This window comes from Maritalea porphyrae, from assembly GCF_027213965.1.
In the GTDB taxonomy this organism is placed as follows: domain Bacteria; phylum Pseudomonadota; class Alphaproteobacteria; order Rhizobiales; family Devosiaceae; genus Maritalea; species Maritalea porphyrae_A.
Window position 1 is genome coordinate 100,545 of record NZ_JAPWGX010000002.1, and the last position, 18,505, is coordinate 119,049.

The 18,505-nt window shown below is 51.1% G+C and carries 20 protein-coding genes; 5 read left to right on the plus strand and 15 right to left on the minus strand.

The features are described 5' to 3' along the window. Window positions 1–86: 86 nt before the first annotated feature. Together O4H47_RS05335 and O4H47_RS05340 are read left to right on the plus strand one after the other, a co-directional pair. Window positions 87–1,178 carry a cobalt-precorrin-5B (C(1))-methyltransferase gene (locus tag O4H47_RS05335; protein WP_269392925.1) on the plus strand — a complete coding sequence of 364 codons (1,092 nt, stop codon included), beginning with the start codon at window positions 87–89 and terminating at the stop codon, window positions 1,176–1,178. 21 nt (window positions 1,179–1,199) lie between these two features. Further along, entirely contained in the window at window positions 1,200–1,940 is a 741-nt protein-coding gene (locus O4H47_RS05340; RefSeq protein WP_269392926.1) for a cobalt-precorrin-6A reductase, read from the plus strand. Here the strand turns inward: O4H47_RS05340 and cobM are convergent. From cobM to O4H47_RS05375, 7 genes are read right to left on the minus strand one after another with little or no spacing between them, the layout of a single operon-like run. Next, window positions 1,919–2,710: a precorrin-4 C(11)-methyltransferase gene (gene cobM, locus O4H47_RS05345; RefSeq protein ID WP_269392927.1), complete on the minus strand. Its 792-nt coding sequence runs from the start codon at window positions 2,708–2,710 to the stop codon at window positions 1,919–1,921. The genes O4H47_RS05340 and cobM overlap by 22 nt on opposite strands. Next, on the minus strand, window positions 2,707–4,497 hold the full coding sequence (locus O4H47_RS05350) for a cobalamin biosynthesis protein (RefSeq protein WP_269392928.1): 1,791 nt from the start codon (window positions 4,495–4,497) through the stop codon (window positions 2,707–2,709). The genes cobM and O4H47_RS05350 overlap by 4 nt, the downstream gene beginning before the upstream one ends. Beyond that, window positions 4,485–5,189 carry a precorrin-2 C(20)-methyltransferase gene (gene cobI / locus O4H47_RS05355; RefSeq protein ID WP_269392929.1) on the minus strand — a complete coding sequence of 235 codons (705 nt, stop codon included), beginning with the start codon at window positions 5,187–5,189 and terminating at the stop codon, window positions 4,485–4,487. The genes O4H47_RS05350 and cobI overlap by 13 nt, the downstream gene beginning before the upstream one ends. Beyond that, window positions 5,186–6,409, minus strand: coding sequence for a precorrin-6y C5,15-methyltransferase (decarboxylating) subunit CbiE (gene cbiE, locus O4H47_RS05360; RefSeq protein WP_269392930.1), 1,224 nt, complete (start codon window positions 6,407–6,409; stop codon window positions 5,186–5,188). Before cbiE ends, cobI begins: the two co-directional genes overlap by 4 nt. Next, window positions 6,406–7,035 (minus strand): precorrin-8X methylmutase, encoded by a 630-nt coding sequence (locus tag O4H47_RS05365; protein ID WP_331283668.1) that lies wholly within the window; start codon window positions 7,033–7,035, stop codon window positions 6,406–6,408. The genes cbiE and O4H47_RS05365 overlap by 4 nt, the downstream gene beginning before the upstream one ends. A gap of 5 nt (window positions 7,036–7,040) precedes the next feature. Next, window positions 7,041–8,174 carry a sirohydrochlorin chelatase gene (locus tag O4H47_RS05370; RefSeq protein WP_269392931.1) on the minus strand — a complete coding sequence of 378 codons (1,134 nt, stop codon included), beginning with the start codon at window positions 8,172–8,174 and terminating at the stop codon, window positions 7,041–7,043. A gap of 8 nt (window positions 8,175–8,182) precedes the next feature. Further along, window positions 8,183–8,377, minus strand: coding sequence for a hypothetical protein (locus O4H47_RS05375; RefSeq protein WP_269392932.1), 195 nt, complete (start codon window positions 8,375–8,377; stop codon window positions 8,183–8,185). Between the two features lie 476 nt (window positions 8,378–8,853). Between O4H47_RS05375 and O4H47_RS05380 the strand changes: the two genes are divergently transcribed. After that, window positions 8,854–9,654: a GGDEF domain-containing protein gene (locus tag O4H47_RS05380; RefSeq protein WP_269392933.1), complete on the plus strand. Its 801-nt coding sequence runs from the start codon at window positions 8,854–8,856 to the stop codon at window positions 9,652–9,654. On the opposite strand, the gene O4H47_RS05385 is transcribed toward O4H47_RS05380, so the two are convergent. After that, window positions 9,638–10,918: an HD domain-containing protein gene (locus O4H47_RS05385; protein WP_269392934.1), complete on the minus strand. Its 1,281-nt coding sequence runs from the start codon at window positions 10,916–10,918 to the stop codon at window positions 9,638–9,640. The genes O4H47_RS05380 and O4H47_RS05385 overlap by 17 nt on opposite strands. An 87-nt stretch (window positions 10,919–11,005) precedes the next feature. Beyond that, complete coding sequence (locus tag O4H47_RS05390; protein WP_269392935.1) at window positions 11,006–11,437, minus strand: MerR family transcriptional regulator; 432 nt, start codon at window positions 11,435–11,437, stop codon at window positions 11,006–11,008. A 77-nt stretch (window positions 11,438–11,514) separates the two neighbouring features. Between O4H47_RS05390 and O4H47_RS05395 the strand changes: the two genes are divergently transcribed. After that, window positions 11,515–12,144 carry a cation transporter gene (locus O4H47_RS05395; protein ID WP_269392936.1) on the plus strand — a complete coding sequence of 210 codons (630 nt, stop codon included), beginning with the start codon at window positions 11,515–11,517 and terminating at the stop codon, window positions 12,142–12,144. On the opposite strand, the gene O4H47_RS05400 is transcribed toward O4H47_RS05395, so the two are convergent. After that, window positions 12,141–12,680: a DUF1697 domain-containing protein gene (locus O4H47_RS05400; protein ID WP_269392937.1), complete on the minus strand. Its 540-nt coding sequence runs from the start codon at window positions 12,678–12,680 to the stop codon at window positions 12,141–12,143. The genes O4H47_RS05395 and O4H47_RS05400 overlap by 4 nt on opposite strands. 54 nt (window positions 12,681–12,734) lie before the next feature. Here O4H47_RS05400 and O4H47_RS05405 point away from each other — a divergent pair, with 54 nt between their 5' ends. Then, the gene (locus O4H47_RS05405; RefSeq protein WP_269392938.1) at window positions 12,735–13,445 is read left to right on the plus strand and encodes an HAD family hydrolase; all 711 of its coding nucleotides are present in this window, start codon (window positions 12,735–12,737) and stop codon (window positions 13,443–13,445) included. A gap of 150 nt (window positions 13,446–13,595) precedes the next feature. Here O4H47_RS05405 and O4H47_RS05410 read toward each other — a convergent pair whose 3' ends face one another. The 5 genes from O4H47_RS05410 to paaK all read right to left on the minus strand — a co-directional run bounded on the left by O4H47_RS05410 (window position 13,596) and on the right by paaK (window position 18,504). Further along, the gene (locus O4H47_RS05410; protein WP_269392939.1) at window positions 13,596–14,909 is read right to left on the minus strand and encodes a TRAP transporter large permease; all 1,314 of its coding nucleotides are present in this window, start codon (window positions 14,907–14,909) and stop codon (window positions 13,596–13,598) included. Then, window positions 14,902–15,408, minus strand: coding sequence for a TRAP transporter small permease (locus tag O4H47_RS05415; protein WP_269392940.1), 507 nt, complete (start codon window positions 15,406–15,408; stop codon window positions 14,902–14,904). Before O4H47_RS05415 ends, O4H47_RS05410 begins: the two co-directional genes overlap by 8 nt. 79 nt (window positions 15,409–15,487) lie before the next feature. Continuing rightward, window positions 15,488–16,504: a TRAP transporter substrate-binding protein gene (locus O4H47_RS05420; protein WP_269392941.1), complete on the minus strand. Its 1,017-nt coding sequence runs from the start codon at window positions 16,502–16,504 to the stop codon at window positions 15,488–15,490. 81 nt (window positions 16,505–16,585) lie between these two features. Next, entirely contained in the window at window positions 16,586–17,188 is a 603-nt protein-coding gene (locus tag O4H47_RS05425; RefSeq protein ID WP_269392942.1) for a TetR/AcrR family transcriptional regulator, read from the minus strand. Next, the gene (gene paaK / locus O4H47_RS05430) at window positions 17,188–18,504 is read right to left on the minus strand and encodes a phenylacetate--CoA ligase PaaK (RefSeq protein ID WP_269392943.1); all 1,317 of its coding nucleotides are present in this window, start codon (window positions 18,502–18,504) and stop codon (window positions 17,188–17,190) included. The genes O4H47_RS05425 and paaK overlap by 1 nt, the downstream gene beginning before the upstream one ends. Window position 18,505 lies beyond the last annotated feature (1 nt).

An 18,505-nucleotide genomic window follows, 5' to 3' on the forward strand; every position in this document is an offset into this window, starting at 1 on the left:
GGCGAACAAATTTTTGAGGCGATGCAAAAAGCTCATCTAAACTTCTTTCTTTGCGCGACGTCGTGGCCGCTATATAGAACATTGATATGAGTGCGGACAGCCAAAAACAACCCGATCAATTGCGCCGTGGCTGGACCACAGGCGCATGCGCCACCGCAGCAACAGTTGCCGCGCTTGAAGCGCTGTTGGGCGACGGCTTTCCCGATCCTGTTTCGATCACCCTGCCCGGTAAACAAACCCCCAGTTTTGCATTGGCCACCGAAGAATTGGGCAAGGGGTATGCGCAATGCGGCATCATTAAAGATGCTGGCGACGATCCGGACGTAACCCATGGAGCGATGATTATCGCGCGGGTTCAAATCGGAGCACCCGGCAGTGGCGTTACCTTTAAAGCTGGAACGGGCGTTGGCACTTTCACCAAACCGGGACTGCCGCTGCCGCCAGGCGAGCCGGCCATCAACCCTGTGCCGCGCAAAATGATGCGTGAGCATGTAGAAGTGATTTGCGAAAAACATGGCATTTCGCCCGATGTGGAAATCACTGTTTCGGTGCCCACAGGCGAGGAGCTGGCGGATAAAACGTGGAACCCAAGACTGGGCATTTTGGGCGGCATTTCGATTTTGGGCACCACAGGGATTGTCATCCCCTATAGTTGCGCGGCGTGGATACATTCGATCCATCGCGGCATCGATGTGGCGTGGGCTGAAGGCCTGCCGCATGTTGTCGGCTCCACCGGCGACACGTCTGAAAAAGCGGCGATGGCACATCTTGACTTGCCCATGGAAGCCTATCTGGATATGGGCGATTTTGTTGGTGGTTTGCTCAAATATCTCAAGAAAAACCCGGTGCCGCGCCTGACCATTGCTGGCGGTTTTGCAAAGCTCGTGAAATTGGCGCAAGGGCATATGGATTTGCATTCAGGTCGCTCCCAGGTTGATTTCAACTGGTTGGCGGCTGAAGTGCGCGCGCTTGGTGGCACAGACGACCTTGTCGCGCAAATATTGGAGGCGAAAACCGCCAAACATGTTCTGGAAATGTGCCAAGATGCCGGCCTTAGTATTGCGGACCGTGTTGCGGAACTGGCCAACAAACAAGCGCAAAGCAAGTTGGATATCAACAAGACCAAAACAAGTGTTTTGGTGGTGGATCGAATTGGGGTTATAATCGCGAACAGCTAATCGCAACTTGGAGGTGGAACTATGCGAATTTTGGTATTCGGCGGCACCGGAGAAGCGATTGATTTGGCGAACGGATTGGTCCGGCAGGGCCATCAGGTTACCACGTCGCTCGCCGGACGAACGCGCAAGCCGCGCCTGCCCAATGGGCACATTCACACTGGCGGTTTTGGCGGCACGCAAGGGTTGATCGATTTTATCGGTCGCAATGGTTTTGAGATGATCATTGACGCCACGCACCCATTTGCTGCGACCATGTCGACCCATATTGTAGATGCTTGCGTTGAGATGAACAAACCCATGCTGCGCCTGACGCGCGAAGCCTGGCAAGCAAGCGTTGATGACAATTGGAACCATGTATCGGACATTGAAGCGGCAGCTAAACAATTGCCAGCGGATGCGCACGCGCTGGTCACGGTTGGTCGCCAACATATTGAGCCTTTGGTTTTGCGTACTGACTGTAAAATATTCGTGCGGGCGATTGAGCACCCCGAAGTGATTTTGCCTTCTCACGTGACCGTGATTTTGGAGCGCCCGCCGTTCCGATTGAGCGACGAATTGGCCTTTATGCGAAAACACGAAATCACCCATTTGGTCTCCAAGAATGCGGGCGGCGGTCAAACCGCTGCCAAGCTTGAAGCAGCGCGCATGGTTGGGGCAAAGGTGATCATGATTGAACGCCCACTGTTGCCAGAAGCGCCCGAGGTTTATTCGGTTGATGCGGCACTGCAATTTGTTGCCGATCATTCAGCCTCCGCTGCCTGACGCTTTTTCTTTTTGCCCTTGTTGCGCAGCACATGGGCGAAGTCAGCGCTATATAGCTCGCTGTCGCGGAATTGTTTTTGGCCGAATACTTTGCCAACGAATATCAAGGCTGTGCGGGTGATTTTTTCTGCCCGCACATCGGCGCGCATGTCTTTGAGCGTTGTGGTGATGAACTTCTCGTCCGGCCAAGTGGCACGGTAAGCGACAATCACCGGGCAATCTTCGCCATAATACGGGGTCAGGGTTTCTTCGACATATTTAAGGTTACGGATCGACAAGTGGATCGCAAGGGTTGCGCGTGACTGGCCCAAAATCTCAAGCGTTTCATGCTCGGGCATGGATGATGCTTTGCCCGACGTGCGGGTGATGATGATGGTTTGTGCGATCTCTGGCAGGGTCAATTCAGTTTGCAATTTCGCTGCCGCGCCAGCAAAAGCGGGCACGCCGGGCACCACTTCGTAGGGGATTTGCAAATCATCGAGACGGCGCATTTGCTCGGCTACGGCGCCATAGATCGATGGGTCGCCCGAATGCACACGTGCCACGTCTTCACCGCGCTCGTGTGCTGATCTCATGTCCTCAATAATCTCACGAAGGTTCATGGGCGCGGTGTCTTTCACCAATGCCCCTTCAGGAGCAGCTTCCACGATCTCGGTTGGAACCAATGAGCCTGCATAAAGGCATGTGGGGCAGCGCTCGATCAGTTTGAGGCCACGCACGGTAATGAGGTCTGCAGCGCCAGGGCCTGCGCCAATGAAATATACGGTCATGATGCTTGATCCATTTTTGCGGCTTTCTTCGCGTAGCCGCGCGGCGTATAGGCGACAGTTTCGCCAGAACCACGTTTGAAGCTTTTTGATTGGGATGAGCCGAACATAACGATGGTCAGCATGTCGATATCTTCAGGGTTAAACTCGCCCAATTCAACCACCCGCACTTTTTCCGCAGTGCGTCCGAGATTGGACGCGATCACAACCGGTGTATTGTTGGGGCGATGGTTCAAAAACTTCTCTTTGGCGATTTCAATCAGGTCCGTGCGACGCATGGAGCGCGGATTGTAGAAAGCGGTTACGAAGTCTCCTGCTGCGGCAGCATCCAAACGTTTGAGAATATCCTCCCGCGGGGTCAGCAAATCCGACAAGGAGATACAGCAAAAATCATGACCTATTAGCGCGCCTGATTTTGCGGCGGCAGCTTGGAAAGCGGAAATGCCGGGGCATGTTTCTATCGCCACGCGTTTAGCCGCGTCGGATATGGCGCGGTCGCCTGTTGCGGCCAGCAATTCGTAGATCAAAGCACCCATGGCGAAAATGTTCGCATCGCCTGAACAAATCAGCGCGACCTGTTTGCCGCTGCCTGCCAACTCAAGCGCATGGCGCACGCGCAACTCTTCTTCACCCAAGGCAAAACGATGTTCGATTTGATCGGTTTTAGCGTCGGCAGCGAGATCCAGATACAATCCGTACCCAACCCAATCGCTGGTACGGCGCAGAGCCATATCTGCTATAGGGGTGCGCAATTGGTTGGTGCCGGGGCCAAGGCCCACAAGATAGAGAGCACCCGCTAGAGTGCCGAACGCATCAACGTCAATTGGTGTTTCGCTGATACCTATGGCGCAAGTTGCTTTGTTGGTCTTTTGCTTTTCGACCAACAGGGCTCCTGCTTTAATCGCCGATGCCTCTGCAACTGATGGGGTGCCAACTTCGCTTAAAACCACCGTTGAAGGATTGGGGACGCGGGCTGCCTCTTGTTTCAACTGATCGGCGGTGAATGTGCGCAAAGGTACATTAAAATGGCTTGCAGCGGCATCGAGCGCTGCTTCATCTGACTTCAAGTCAATGGACGCAATGGCAGCGATTGCGAGCGGTGAAATGTTGTTTTCGGCCAGTGTTTTTTCGACCAGTGCGATCACGTGATCAGCTGGACAATGGCGTTCGCACCCAATGCCAACGATCAAGTTCTTTGGTACGATATGGAGTGATGCACCGTCTTGTACCAGATGATCAATCGCCACATTCACAGTGCCATCTTTTAAGAGCAGGCTACTTTTTTCAAGCCAGGGGGCATTGCCGACCAGATTGATTTTTTCGCCCGCGAGCAATTTCGCCATGGCAGATTTGGCCGCATCGGGGTTTGCCAAAACGTAACCAAATGGAGGCTCGTCCAAAGAGATGCCCAAGACATTGTCGCTTGCCGTGGTGATGGCGGCGTTGCCGCCAAGCAATGCTGAGAGATCTAAAGCCAATTGGTTCGCGCCGTGGTGCCCACCTAAAAGGGGCACCGCTTGCTCGCCATTGGGCGACACGGCAACAACTGCTGGTTCTGACCTTTTTTCGCTTAGAATAGGTGCGAGATAGCGCACCAAAATGCCGGATGCACAAACGCCAACAATTGAGCGCTCAGCGCTATAGGCGGATTGCAGAATCGCTATGCTGTCTTGACCATCCTTATCGCTTTTAAGCCAAAGTTGGCCGTTCAGGTGGTCAGCGATTTTTCGTGCGGTTGTGTCGCCAGCAACGGAGAATGAGACGACCAGAGGTGATTTTATTTGCCCCATGCTTCATCTCCTTTGTAACAGAGGATGGTTGAAAAATAGGGGCGTTCGTCTTTGGCAAAATCCATTAGTGGCGTCACCTTTTGGCAGTTTTGGGTGGCATGTTCCACCACGATGGCGTTTGCGGCGTGCCCCGTTTGCGTGAGCACATCACGGATCCGATCAAAATGGCGACCAACTTTGATGATGGCGGCGCTTTGGGTGTGATTGAGTTCAAAAATCAGTTTTTCGCTGTCTAGGGGCGCTGGCAAAACCTTGAGGGTTTCGTTGCGCGCAGCCAGCGGACGGCCAATGGCAGATGCGGTGGCGGTGAGTGAAGTAATGCCGGGCACAATTGAAACACGCGCCTGAGGCAAGCGCTCTATCATATACATGGCCGAGCCATAAAACAGCGGGTCACCTTCGCACAAGTAAGCAACCGACTTGCCTTCATCAAGAAGAGACGAAATCGTCTTGGCAATCTGGTCGTAGGCCTGTTGTGCTGGTTCGCGTTCAACTTTCATTGGCACATTGACCGGCAATCGGACTGCAGTCGCACCGATGTGCATTTGAGCAATCGACAAGGAAAGTGAAGTTTCGCCAGGCTTTTGCGGATAGACCACTACATCGGCTGCGCCAATGGCATTGACCGCCTTGAGGGTTAACAACTCGGGGTCGCCCGGTCCAACGCCTACAAGGGTCAGCGTGCCGCTCATTGTTCAACCTCTTGCGGTTTGGCGACATTCCATTGGGTTACTGCCATGCGCGGGCGCAGCGCTTTGTGTGCGCCAACATTGTCCAAATGTGAAATCTCTATTCGGGCCATGTCGCCGCCATGTTTTTCAAGCCGGTGCACCAATGCCATTTCACCGTCCAGGGTTACTGCGTTGGCGACCAACCGACCACCGGGTTTTAAAGCGGCCCAACAGAAATCAAATAGTGCTTCATTGCCCACATCACCGCCCATAAATATCGCATCGGGCGCATCTAGTCCTTCAAGACTTTCAGGTGCTTGGCCTGAAACAATTTTGAGCCCGGGAACACCAAGCGCCTTGCGGTTTTTTTCGATCATTTCAATGCGCGTCGCGTGACGCTCAAAACAAGTAGCGATTGCACGGGGTGCCGCCCGCATCCACTCAATCGCAACCGAGCCACATCCTGCGCCCACGTCCCACAATTGTTGGCCCGGCAACGGCGCTAGTTTGGCCAAAGTGGCAGCACGCACTTCCCGTTTTGTCAATTGCCCATCATGCACGAAGGCACCATCTGGCAGACCGGGCAAAGGTGGCAATATCGGCGCACGCTCATCCGCGACACAATCGATGGCAACAGTGTTGAGATTACCCACGCCTTTGTTGGAGTGATCCTTTGCCAAGAACTCGGCTTGGCTTTCTGTTTCCCCGCCCATGGCGTTGAGCACTGTCATTTGGCTTTCACCATAGCCACGGTTGGTCAAAAGTTTTGCAATTTCTGCAACAGTGCTCGCATCGCTTGTTAGCGCCAAAATGCGTTGACCCGGTACAATATGGGAATGAAGGATATCAACAGGACGGCCATGCACAGAGATGCATTGAACATTTTGTAGCGGCCATTTCATGCGCGCTGCGGCAAGTGAAAAAGCAGAAGGCGCTGGGTGAATTTCGAATTCTTCCGGCGCAATGTGTGCGGTAAGCGTTGCGCCAATGCCAAACCATGTGGGATCGCCGGTGGCTAATATCACCGTTGGCGTACCGCGATAGGACAGGATTTGCTCTATCATTGCGCTAAGCGGTGATTGCCAAGTGACCAAACGGTCATCGAGTTCGCGCACCTTTGGTAGACTACGTGGCGGGCCAATGATTATTTTGGCTGAATCAAGTAACGCGCGCTGTTCGGGCGCGAGCGATTTCACCCCGCGCGCGGTTACGCCAACGACATGTAGCCAAGGTTCACTCATGACCATTCTCCATCAATGGTGATTGCGTTTAGCGCTGCACTGGCCATTGCCGACCCGCCTCGTCGTCCAAGAACGGTGACGAATGGAATGTCCAATTTCGCTTCCGACAATGCTTGTTTTGATTCAACGGCACCAACAAACCCCACGGGCGTTGCAATGATAGCTGCGGGTTTTGGCGCGCCTGCTTTAATCTGTTCAAGCAAATGAAACAGCGTCGTCGGTGCATTACCAATCACCACAATTGCGCCTTCAAGATCCGCTTTCCACAACTCAACTGCAGCCGCTGAGCGCGTGGTTTGCATTTGCTTGGCGAGCGTTGGAACTGACGGATCGTTCAGCGTGCATGTGGGCTCAAAACCTTGCGGCAGAAAACGGCGAATGATGCCTGAGCGTACCATTTCACAATCACACAAGATCGGGCGCCTTGCATTAAGTGCAGACGTGGCAGAACCCGCCACGTCGCCATGCCATCGGATATCGCTGGTCAAATCCACCATGCCGCACGCATGAATCATGCGCACCACTATTTTGCGCAAGGGTGCGGGGAACTGATCCAACGCGGCCTCACGCTCTATTGTGGCAAAGCTTTCATCATAAATCGCTTGGGGATCGCGCAGCCAGTCCACGGGCTTTATCCCTTCCCTTTTGTAGATTGTTCCATGGTTTTTGGTCCTAATGGATGATCTGCAAACGGATAAGGGTGGTGAGCGTGGTCGTGGTGATGATCATGAGTGTGCGTATGGTCATGGTCATGGTCATGACTGTGATCATGGCTATGCTCGTGCGCGTGAACTGGCGTCCACTCAAGGCCATGTTGTTTGCAGAACTCTTCGTTCCGACAAGATGCATCACAATCGCCGTTGCAGGGGCAATTTTCCATGCCGCCGCCAATGCCCTCAACATGATGGTGATGGCTTTCTTGGGCCAGCCCCACTTCCGCTTCAAAGCCTAAAACTTGCTCTCGATATTTGCACATCTGGCAGTTCATTTTGTTTTCGCCATGAAGGGTTTCTTCAACGCGATCAATAAAGGTATCCACAACCAGATCGTGGTCGTTAAGATAACCCGCTTTGATGAACTCTATGTCTGGATATTCTGCTGCCACTTCATCTGTGTAGCTATAAATCCGTTTCACCAACACACCGGTGAAAAGGAAATAGGGGAACACAACGATACGTTTGTAGCCAAGTTTGGTCGCATGGCGCAGTGCCGGCGCGGTCAGCGGAAAAGTGACGCCTGAATAAGCAACTTCACCCCAACCAAAACCCATACCTTCCCACAACATACGCATGACTTTGGCGACATTTGAGTTGGCGTCCGGATCAGACGCACCGCGGCCCACGACAACCAAAAGCGTTTCTTCACGCGGCACGTCGCCGCCCGCTTTAGCCAAAGCTTCTTCAATACGTTCGCCAGCGGCACGGATCATTTTCAAATCCACACCAAGTTCGCGCCCATAAATGACTTCCATCTCTGGGTTTTGCGCTTGATAGCTATTGAGCACCGAAGGAATATCGTTTTTGGCGTGACCAGCCGCAAATAGCATGCCAGGCACAGCCAATACCTTCTTGATCCCCTGATCCTTAAGCTTATTTAGCCCGTGGTGGATCACTGGATCTGCGAATTCCAAATAGCCATATTCAACCGGCACATCGCCAAGCTTCTCTTTTAAGCGATCTTTGAGGTGGGCAAATTCGCCCACCGCCAATTGGTTGCGGCTGCCGTGGCCGCACAACATTACTGCTGTGTCGGCCGGAAGGTTCAAATCGCGCTTCACGATTTGCGACCGCGCGCATAAAGAACAAGGGCAATTGCTGCCAAGCCGAGCGCCACTGGCGCAGCCCCCATGAGCACAAGATCTGCTATGGTGTGAGCGTGACCGTCAACAACCGCCGTGTGGCCTGCGTGAGCAAATGCTGCGCTGGTTGTTACAAGGGTGGCGAATGTGGAAATGAGAATTTTAGTCATTTTCTACCTCTGTAGTTTTTTAAAAAACGAGGCAGAGTTCATTTATATCAAAACGTCGAGCAGCTCAGGACTTGGCCCCCTATTTGGGTCGACCGCACCGGAATCGCTTTCAGTTCCTAAAAGGAACGCTGCGAGAGATGTTTTACGGCTTGAGTTTGAATGGGTCAATGATTGAACCGCGTCTAAAAGGATTAGTTGGACTTTTAGCATCTGCATGCGACGCCAGTTAACGCGAGCCCACTGCACTCAACATGTGTTCACCCGGCAAAAAAAGGGGCGAAAAAGCGACCGCGTAAGTGTCTGCCATAGATTTCAGCGCATGAACCGGGTCAATTCTTGAGCTAAATAAGCAGGCAGTTTTGCCTTGCCCTTCATGGAACGCTTACGGTGTGTTTACCAAACATCTGAGGTCGATCTTAACCGATTTGGCTTACTTTGCGATCAAAGATGCCCAGAAATGGTGTGGAGAAAGACTGATGCAAGAGCATGCAAATCAACCGCAGAACCTGCCGGACACTAAAGATCACTCAATTGTTCTGGGTGCCGTTAGGGTAATGGTCAGTGCAGTCATTCTTGCCGAGATCTTTGTTTTCACAATTTACAGCTTCTTGGACCCATCATCTATTCCAAGGGCATCGATTGTTACACTTGTCGTATCCACTGTTGTTGCGTTCCCGATCGGCTATTACATCCACAATCAAAACGCTCGACTAAGGCGACTATCAAGACAATTGGCACAGATTGCCAGCACGGATCAAATGTCTGGATTGATGAATCGTACGGCATTTTTGCAGGCTGTTGAAGTCGCTCTGCATACGCCTATGGGGGGCCCAACTGCGGGCAGCTTCCTGTTTATCGATGTCGATCACTTTAAGAAACTCAACGACGATTTCGGCCATTCGATTGGCGACGACGCCATAAGGGCCATTGCAAATGCTATCAAGAGCACACCGCCCGCCGAAGCTTTGATTGGCCGCATTGGTGGCGAAGAGATTGGCCTGTTTTTACCCAATGCGAACAAAAAGATGGCGAAATCTGTCGCTGAAAATATACGCCGAAATGTGCGCAAACTCGTCTACAACAAGGGCGCAAAACACCATCGTTTGAGCGTTTCCATTGGCGGCTCTTTGCACCAAGCCGGGCAATCGCTAAGCGAATTTGTGCAAAGAGCGGACGAGCGGATGTATCTGGCCAAATCGGGTGGCAGAAATCGGTCTGTTTTTGACGATGGCCAAACACTTGAACCAAGTGTTGGCGAAGTTACGCGCAGCGCTTGAGGTATCCTGCTTCAACGCACTGCTCTATAATGGTTTTGGCAAGCGCCCACAGTGTTTGTGAACCATCCTGAATGGCACCATTGCGCATACGCACTTTATCTTCATTCACATCAAAATATGTCCAGCGAACGCCTTTCGTGTGGAAGCTGTACAGTAACGGCGACAATCGATCCATTGCGCGCGCAAATTGAGCATCATCACTCTTATGTGCTTCAAATTCTTCCCAAAGCAATTTCAGCTCATCGCCAAAATCACTTGGCAGCATGCCAAACAGGCGATTGGCAGCGTCGATTTCGCGTTTTTCTTTGCCCTTTTGCGCTTCAAGGTCGTGAATGGGTGCATCACCTGCGTCGATCTCGACAATATCGTGGATCAATAACATCTTTAGAACCCGCAACAGGTTGACGTCCATGTTGGCGTGCTCTTTTAAGATTACGGCCATGATCGCAAGGTTCCAAGAATGCTCCGCGTCATTTTCCAGTCGATCAACGCTGACCAGTTGAGTTTGTCGAATGATGGACTTTAGCTTGTCCATTTCCATGACAAAGTGGATGCGCTTGGTGAGATCAACGTTGGTAAATTGGACGGTGCGCATATGATCCGCCAACTGCTTGTGTTGGTTCTCTGGTTCAATCGTTGGGTTTTTACTATCTCGGACCACACCAAAATCTTGGTAGGTCTTGAGCAAAGTTTCATATAGGTTTTTCAGATCAACCGATACATCGTTCATACTGACCATTTGGCCACACACCATCGCTTCATCAACACCCTGGTCGACCCAGCAGCCCTCGCCTGCAAATCCGTAGTAGATATAGGGTGAAAGCCGATCAATGGCTTTGGCGAATTTGGCTTCTGCTGTTTCGCGCGCCTCAAACTCTTGCCATAACTGGGTTAGCTCTTGAGCTTGGTTATCGGGCAGCAGGCCAAAAATTCGGTTGGCAGCTTTGCGTTCTGTTTCAAATTGTTCAGCTGCATCTGCTCCAGCATAAATATAGGTATCACCTGCATCAATTTCGACGACGTCGTGCACCAATAGCATTTTGATCACCCGCTCGATGTTCACCTTCTCGCCCGCATAGGGTTCAAGCACCAGCGCCATCAATGCCACATGCCAAGAGTGCTCAGCGTCATTCTCTACTCGGTCTTCGCAGATGATTTTGGTCATCCGGTCAACGGCTTTGAGTTTGTCCATCTCCATTACAAATGCGATTTGTTTTTCGAGGCGGTGGTCGTTGATTTTGAGCTGTGGCATTTCGGTGGTCATGACAATTGTCCTTGATCTTTGAAAAAGCGGATATGTCCCTTCAATTAAAACTGAAGAGATGGAATACTCAAAAGGCGCTTGTTGCGCCTAATGCTCTGTTTGGCAGTTGTTGTGATCGCTCAAGACTTCAAGAATACGGCATTTTTCAATTGTGCCATGCTGGCAATTGTTCAGCATGGATTGAAGTTCGGCCTTTAAGCGCTCGAGCTTTTGAATTCGTTGTGTGACATCGTTTAGATGATGTTCGGTGATTTGGTCAAGGTCTTCACATGGCGCGTCTGGGTGCCCGGCGAGACGGATGAACTCGCGAATAGCATCGATGGAAAAGCCCAAATCGCGCGCATGAACGATCATATCTAGGCGGTTCAGAGCGTCCTGATCATAACGCCTCTGGCCACCTTCCGTGCGCCAAGGCTCTTCTAGCAAGCCAATTTGTTCATAATACCGAATGGTGGGCACTTTCACATTTGCATGTTTTGAAAGCTGGCCAATCGAATATTCTTCAAGTTTTTTGCGCATGGGGCTTGAACCTCTAGTCACTATAGCAATTATGTCTAGCATCAGCGTTGGCGAAAATAAAGAAAGATGCGTTGCATATGAGCGAGAAATGTTGCGGGCACAACCACACATTTGATGGCATGTCTGAAGAATACAAGAAACGCCTAATCTGGGTGACCATCATCAATTTGGTGATGTTTGGTGTTGAAATGGGTGGCGGTCAGCTTTCCGGTTCTCAAGCGCTAAAAGCTGACGCATTGGATTTTTTGCAAGACGGTGTGACCTATGCAATTAGCTTTTGGGTGATCGGACGACCCCAGGGTGTGCGGGCAACTGCTGCGCTGTTTAAGGGCCTGACACTTTTGGCGATGGGACTTTGGGTGGCAGGTTCCACCGCTTATCAGTTCTTTTATGTTGGTGTACCCCATGCAGAAACAATGGGCGTGATCGGCTTTATGGCCCTTGTTGCCAACCTTGCTAGCGTCTTGTTGCTGATGGCTTACAAAGATGGAGACGCCAATGTGCGCTCGGTCTGGCTATGTTCGCGCAACGATGCAATTGGCAATGTTGGCGTGATGATTGCAGCGCTTGGGGTGTGGGGCACGGCCTCGGGCTGGCCAGATTTGATCGTGGCGATCATCATGGCGGGGCTGTTCTTATCGTCTGCATGGCAGGTGCTCAATCAGTCCGTTCGTGAACTGCGCACGGCTAGCGACCATCAGCACTAGAGATCTTCAATCATCTCAAGCAGTTTGAGTACGGTGCGTCGATTACGAGTTGTAATTGGCGTACCGATTTTTTTGGCAAAGTTGAGCGCTGCGAGTTTTGATCGACCCGAACCATTGGCAAAGTAGATGTGTATTTCACTGTCTGTGACCTGCACCAATTCTCCATTTTCCGCCACCTCCTCAAGGGTAGAAAGCGCATCGCCAAATGGTGCATGGCGTGTGAAGCCAGTCATCATGTAACTCATGTTTCGATCATTTGTAAAAAAGGGGTATTCGCTGGCTGCACTGGCGATTTCTTCATTGGTGCGCACAATTATGTCGGGCTTATAGCCAAATTGGTTTTCAAAGGCCGTTTCAAGAAAGTCTTCAATTTCGTCACGCCTGCGATTGTGTAAAAACACAGCGTTACCGGATTGAATGTAGGTGGTAACCTTTTGACAATCTGCACCCTCTAGCATCGCTTTAAGATCAACCATTTTGATTTTGTTGTGGCCGCCCACATTTAGGCCACGAAATAGCGCCACATATTTATTCATTGTTCTGCGATGCCTTTCTGGCAGAATCTACAAACCATATTCGAAGAGAAGACCATGAACGCGCCCCAGCCTGCAATCGAAAACAAACTCGGTCTTTGGCCAGAAAAAGTTGAGGCTGTGGTTTTTGATATGGATGGGCTGCTTTTGGACACAGAACAGATTTACAAACGGGTGATGCAACAGCTGTGCAAAGAGTGGGGCCATGAGTTGACCCACGAGATGTTTGCCGCCTTCGTGGGCATTCCGCAAACTGAAAATGTGCCGATTTACCAGCAGTTTTTCGGAAAAGATTTTGACGTACAAACTTACGAAAATTTGATGGTCGAGCGCGCGCATGAAGAAATGTCAAAAGGCATTCCGGTGAAAAATGGCGCAAAAGAATTGGTGGCAGGTTTAAGTGCGCGTGGTGTGCCCATTGCGGTGGCCACCTCAACGGGTGCTTCTGCACATAAGCATTTGGAAGAAGCGGGGCTGCACAGCTATTTTGATACCATTGTTACGCGCATGGATGTGACAAAAGGGAAACCGCATCCTGAGCCCTTTTTGACCGCCACATCCCGCTTGGGTTTCGCGCCGGAAAATTGTATTGCGTTTGAGGACAGTCACAATGGTGTGCGTTCCGCGAGCGCTGCTGGATTGGCCACAGTGATGGTGCCCGATATTCTTGACCCAACCGACGAAATCGCCGCCATGTGTGTGGCTATTTTACCAAGCCTGTTGCACTTTAAGGCTGAAATTGATCACTTTTTTGGGCCCATGAATTAAGTCAGCGCAAAAATTTCGACCAGAACTTCGCCAACTAAAAGACCAAACCTGAGGGTTGGATTCCAGAACAACCTCTACGGCGAGCTCGCTGCGCTCAAATAAAAGGGCCGCTAAAGCGGCCCTTTTGAGATTGTTTAAGCAAAACCAATACTACATTTGCGACGGCAAGAACAGCGACAGGGCTGGAATGCCAACGAGCAAAGCAAGCCGGATGATGTCTGCCACCCAAAATGGGGTGACGCCCTTAAAGATGGTGCCGGTGGATACATCGCCCACAACATTTTTCAAAATGAAAACGTTGAGGCCCACGGGCGGGGTGATCAGACTGATTTCTGTCACCACAACCACAACAACACCAAACCATACCGGATCAAACCCAAGTCCAACCACAAGGGGGAAGAAAATGGGCACGGTGAGCAGCAACATCGACAGGCTCTCAAAGATCATACCCAGCACAATGTAGATGCCCAAAATGATGGCCATCACCATCCAGGGGGCAAGATTGTACGATGTGATCATATCGCGCAGGCCTTCTGTCAAACCGGCAACATTGATGAAGTTTGAAAATATCCATGCGCCGATCAAGACGCTGAACAAAGACGCTGTGGTGATCGCTGTTTCCTTGAGCACTTCCAGCACAGCTTTTAGGTTCAGGCTGCCACGGAACAAGGCGATTAGAAACGCGCCGGCGGCGCCCATGCCTGCAGCTTCAGTTGGCGAGAAGGTTAAATGGATTGGCCAAACATCAAGCGCCCCATATAGCCCACCAATAACCAAGAAGAACAATATCAACACAGCCCAAACACCACGTAGCGCACCAAGCCGACCGACCCAGTTTGTGCGTTCACCAGCGGGCCCCGCTTTTGGGTTGCGGGTGACAGTGAATTTTACCGCGAAGATGTAAAACAGGATGCCGAGCAAGCCGGGAATAATACCCGCCATGAACAATTTACCGATAGATGTTTCCGTCAGCAGGCCATAGATCACCAAAATAACCGAGGGCGGAATGAGAATGCCAAGTGTACCACCAGCGGCAATCGATGCGGTTGATAGGCTGTCTTCATAGCCATATTTGCGCATTTGCGGCATGGCCACTTTGGACATGGTGGCAGCGGTTGCAAGGGATGAGCCACAGATGGCAGCAAAGCCGCCACAAGCCAAAATTGTGGCCATGGCCAGTCCACCACGCATATGCCCCAAGAATGCATAAGAGACCTGATAGAGCTCACGGGCAATGCCGCCTTTGTTGACGAATAGCCCCATCAAAATAAACAATGGAACCACCGACAGGCCATAATCTTGTGAGGTATCAATAATTAGCCGCGACACCATCGACAGGGCACCGCGAAAACTTGTTTCGTGCATGTAGCCAACCATACCCACAAGCCCCATGGCAAAGGCCAAAGGCATGCGCAGCAAAACCAAGGTCAGAACGGCACCAAAACCGATTAAAGCTTCAATCATTTTGCTCTTCCAATAGTTGAGGTGCAAACAAGGTGATCAACCCACGGGCGAGCAACACAAACGCACTTACAAAAGTCATAATGGCGATAAACCATCCAATATAAAACTGAGGGATGGCGAGATATTCGGTTACGTCGCCATAGTCGCGTGCCCGCTCGGCCAAAACCACCACTTGACGCGCTGGCCACAGCAACATGGCCCCGCACGACAGGTTAACAATGGTGTCGCGTATGCGGATCGCCCATTTGTTGGTGAATAACGGGTCAGCGAGATCGACCACAATGTGTTCTTGGGTACCACTGATAATGGGCATGATCAAAAAGACAATGATGGCCATAAACATGCGGGTAAGTTCGGTTGCCGCCTCGATGGGCGCATTGAACGTTGAGCGCAGGATCACGTCAGCAAACGTCATCGCCATCAGCAAGAACAGCACCAGAGAAGCAACCAGCAGCGGCAGTTGTGACAGTCGTCGAATAAAGTTCAGAGCAGATTTCATAGAATGTTCCTCAGCCGAACATTAATTTGGCGCAGATCGAGTTGACCCGCGCCAAACTAAAAAGTCAAATAGGACCCAACTATTGGGCAGCCATTTCAGCTTTGACCATATCGTAGGCCGCTTGAGCGTCGATGCCTAAATCGTTAAGTTGTGCCAACACGTTTTTGGTGATTTCAGCTGCATACAGACCATAAAGCTTTTGGTCTTCTTCGCTTGCAATTGTAATTGAGTTGTCGCCCGCATCAGCAGTTGCTTTGCGGCCAATTTCATCAATTTCATCCCAAGCAGCACCAAGCATGCGGCTGGCAGGTTCACCGAACACTTTTTCGTCCAATGCTTTCTGCAAATCAGCAGGCAGACTGTCGAAAGTTTCTTGGCTCATCAAAAACGCAAATGACCCACGGTAGAAACCACCTGGCATTTCATAAACGTTTTTAGCCACTTCGGTCAGCTTAAAGCCTGCACGTCCTTCATAAGGCATAGCAACCGCATCAGCTGAATCTGATGCCAATGTTTCGTAAACTTTTGGCGCTGGCACTTGAATGCCGATCATGCCCAATTCTGCACCAGCAACACTGGCAACACCGCCTGGTAGACGAGTTTTCAATCCATTCAAATCAGCAAGTGTTTTTACTTCTTTATTTGAGTGAATTTGGCCTGGCCCATGCGTCGTTAGACCCATGAGTTTTACCCCACGGTGCTCATCAAGCTTTGCCAAATGGGCTTGGTGCACGCGCCAGTATGCAACTGAAGCTGCTTCAGCGTTACCTTCATAACCCGGCAATTCGATCAGTTGAGTGGCGGTAAAACGACCCGGCTGATATCCGTGGAAAATGATGGTCATATCCGCCGCGCCATCCATAACCAAATCCATTTGAGCTGGTGGTGGGGCAAGACCGAGTTTGACTTCAGCGGTGATTTTGCCATCGGTCGCTTCTTCGATCATTTTGATCAAGCCGGGCCACATGATGGCGTTAATGCCATGGCCTGGGCCGGTCCAGCTTGAGATCGTTAGCGTGCGATCAGCGGCAAAAGCGCTTGTGCTTGCGGTAATTGCAACAGCGGCAGCTGCTGCAAGTTTGATGAATTTGTTCATTACTACCTCCCTGAATGAACTCTCCTACATTCGCACCGGCTGCCTAGCGCAACCGAAACGTTCTCTTTGGGTTTGCAAAAGCTATTGCTTTTCCAATCCTTTTATTCCGCCCAAAAGCAAATCTGTTGCTAGATCGGCGTAATCTGATCGCGTCATCCCCTTGCCGCGGCGATACCAAAGATAAAACCAATTCAACATGCCAAATAGCGACATGGTGACCGGCCTTAGCGTCTCTTTGTGCTTTTCAAAACACATCGGAGAAATGGCATTGATGGCATTCGAAAGTGTAACTACCAAGCGCCTTTGCATGTCTGCGAGCGTTTTTTGATTGGCCTTTGGCAGGGATGTTGTTGCTTCAAGTTGCAACTTATGTTCGGCGTCCGCGTCACGATATTGGTCTAGAATAGCGTGAACCAGTTTTCGCAAGTGCTGCTCGGGGTCATCACTCGGCGTGACGGCTTCAACCGCATCAACCAAGTCCTGCAGATGGGTGTAAATGATGTCATAAAGAAGCACTTCTTTGCTTTGGTAATAATGATATATCAAAGCTTTAGATACACCACACTCAAGCGCAAGTTGGCTCATAGACGAGCGGTCGAATCCATTTTTTGCAAAGAACTTCGCAGCGGTTTTTAGGATCGCAACGCGTTTTTCTTCGTGATCTTTTGCAATGGTGCGCACCACTATTCTTGCCCCTCTTTACGGTTATCAACTACCCGCACCGCTTTGCCTTGAGAACGAGGCACGCCACCTGGCTCCTTGGTAAAGACTTGGGCTGAAACGCCGATGTTGTCTTTGATTTTCTTTGACAAAAGCTTGGCCGTTTGTGCCCTCGCGTCCTCAGAAGCAGCATCCTTTGTTGCTTCCACATGGACGATCATCCCGTCCATGCGACCATGATGCACAAGTTCGATTTGAAAGTGCGGCGCAAGACCAGCAACAGCAAGCACCTGTACTTCAACTTGGGTTGGAAATACGTTTACGCCACGCAAGATGATCATATCGTCAGATCGGCCGGTAATTTTCTCCATGCGCCGCATGGAGCGTGCTGTACCGGGCAAAAGCCGCGTCAGATCGCGGGTGCGATAACGAATAATCGGCAAGGCCTCCTTGGTCAGCGAAGTGAAAACCAATTCGCCTTCTTCGCCTTCTTCCACCAGTTCGCCGGTTTCAGGATTGATGATTTCGGGATAGAAATGATCTTCCCAAATGTGCAACCCGTCTTTGGTTTCCACACATTCATTGGCAACGCCTGGCCCTATAACTTCTGACAGACCGTAAATGTCCACCGCGTGCATATCAAACGCATCTTCAACTTCTTTACGGGTCGCATTGGTCCATGGCTCAGCGCCAAATATACCAACTTGCAAAGAGCATTCGCGCGGGTCAACGCCCTGCTTGGTGAACTCATCAAGAATCGCCAACATATATGAGGGCGTGACGGTTATTGCATGGGGTTGAAAATCTTGGATCAGCTGCACTTGACGAGAGGTCATGCCGCCAGAAATCGGCACGACTGAACAGCCCAAGGCTTCTGCGCCATAATGAGCACCCAAACCGCCAGTGAAAAGTCCATAGCCATAGGCGTTGTGCAAAATATCGCCTTTGCGCACGCCTGCCGCCCGAAGCGAACGAGCGACAACAGAAGACCACATGTCGATGTCGTTTTTTGTGTAGCCAACAACTGTGGGCTTACCTGTTGTACCCGAAGAAGCATGAATGCGGCTCACCTGTTCTCGTGGGACCGCAAACATGCCAAACGGGTAATTATCGCGCAGGTCGGTTTTTACGGTGAAGGGGAACTTTGACAGGTCAGATAGACTTTTCAGATCATCTGGGTGAACACCGGCTTCGTCAAACTTCTTCTTGTAGAACGGCACATTGTTGTAGGCATGGGCCAATGTTGATTTCATGCGAGCGAGTTGCAGCGCTGAGATTTCATCGCGCGATGCGATTTCAATCGGGTCCAGATCTGCTTTGTTCGGCGTCAAGTCTTTCATT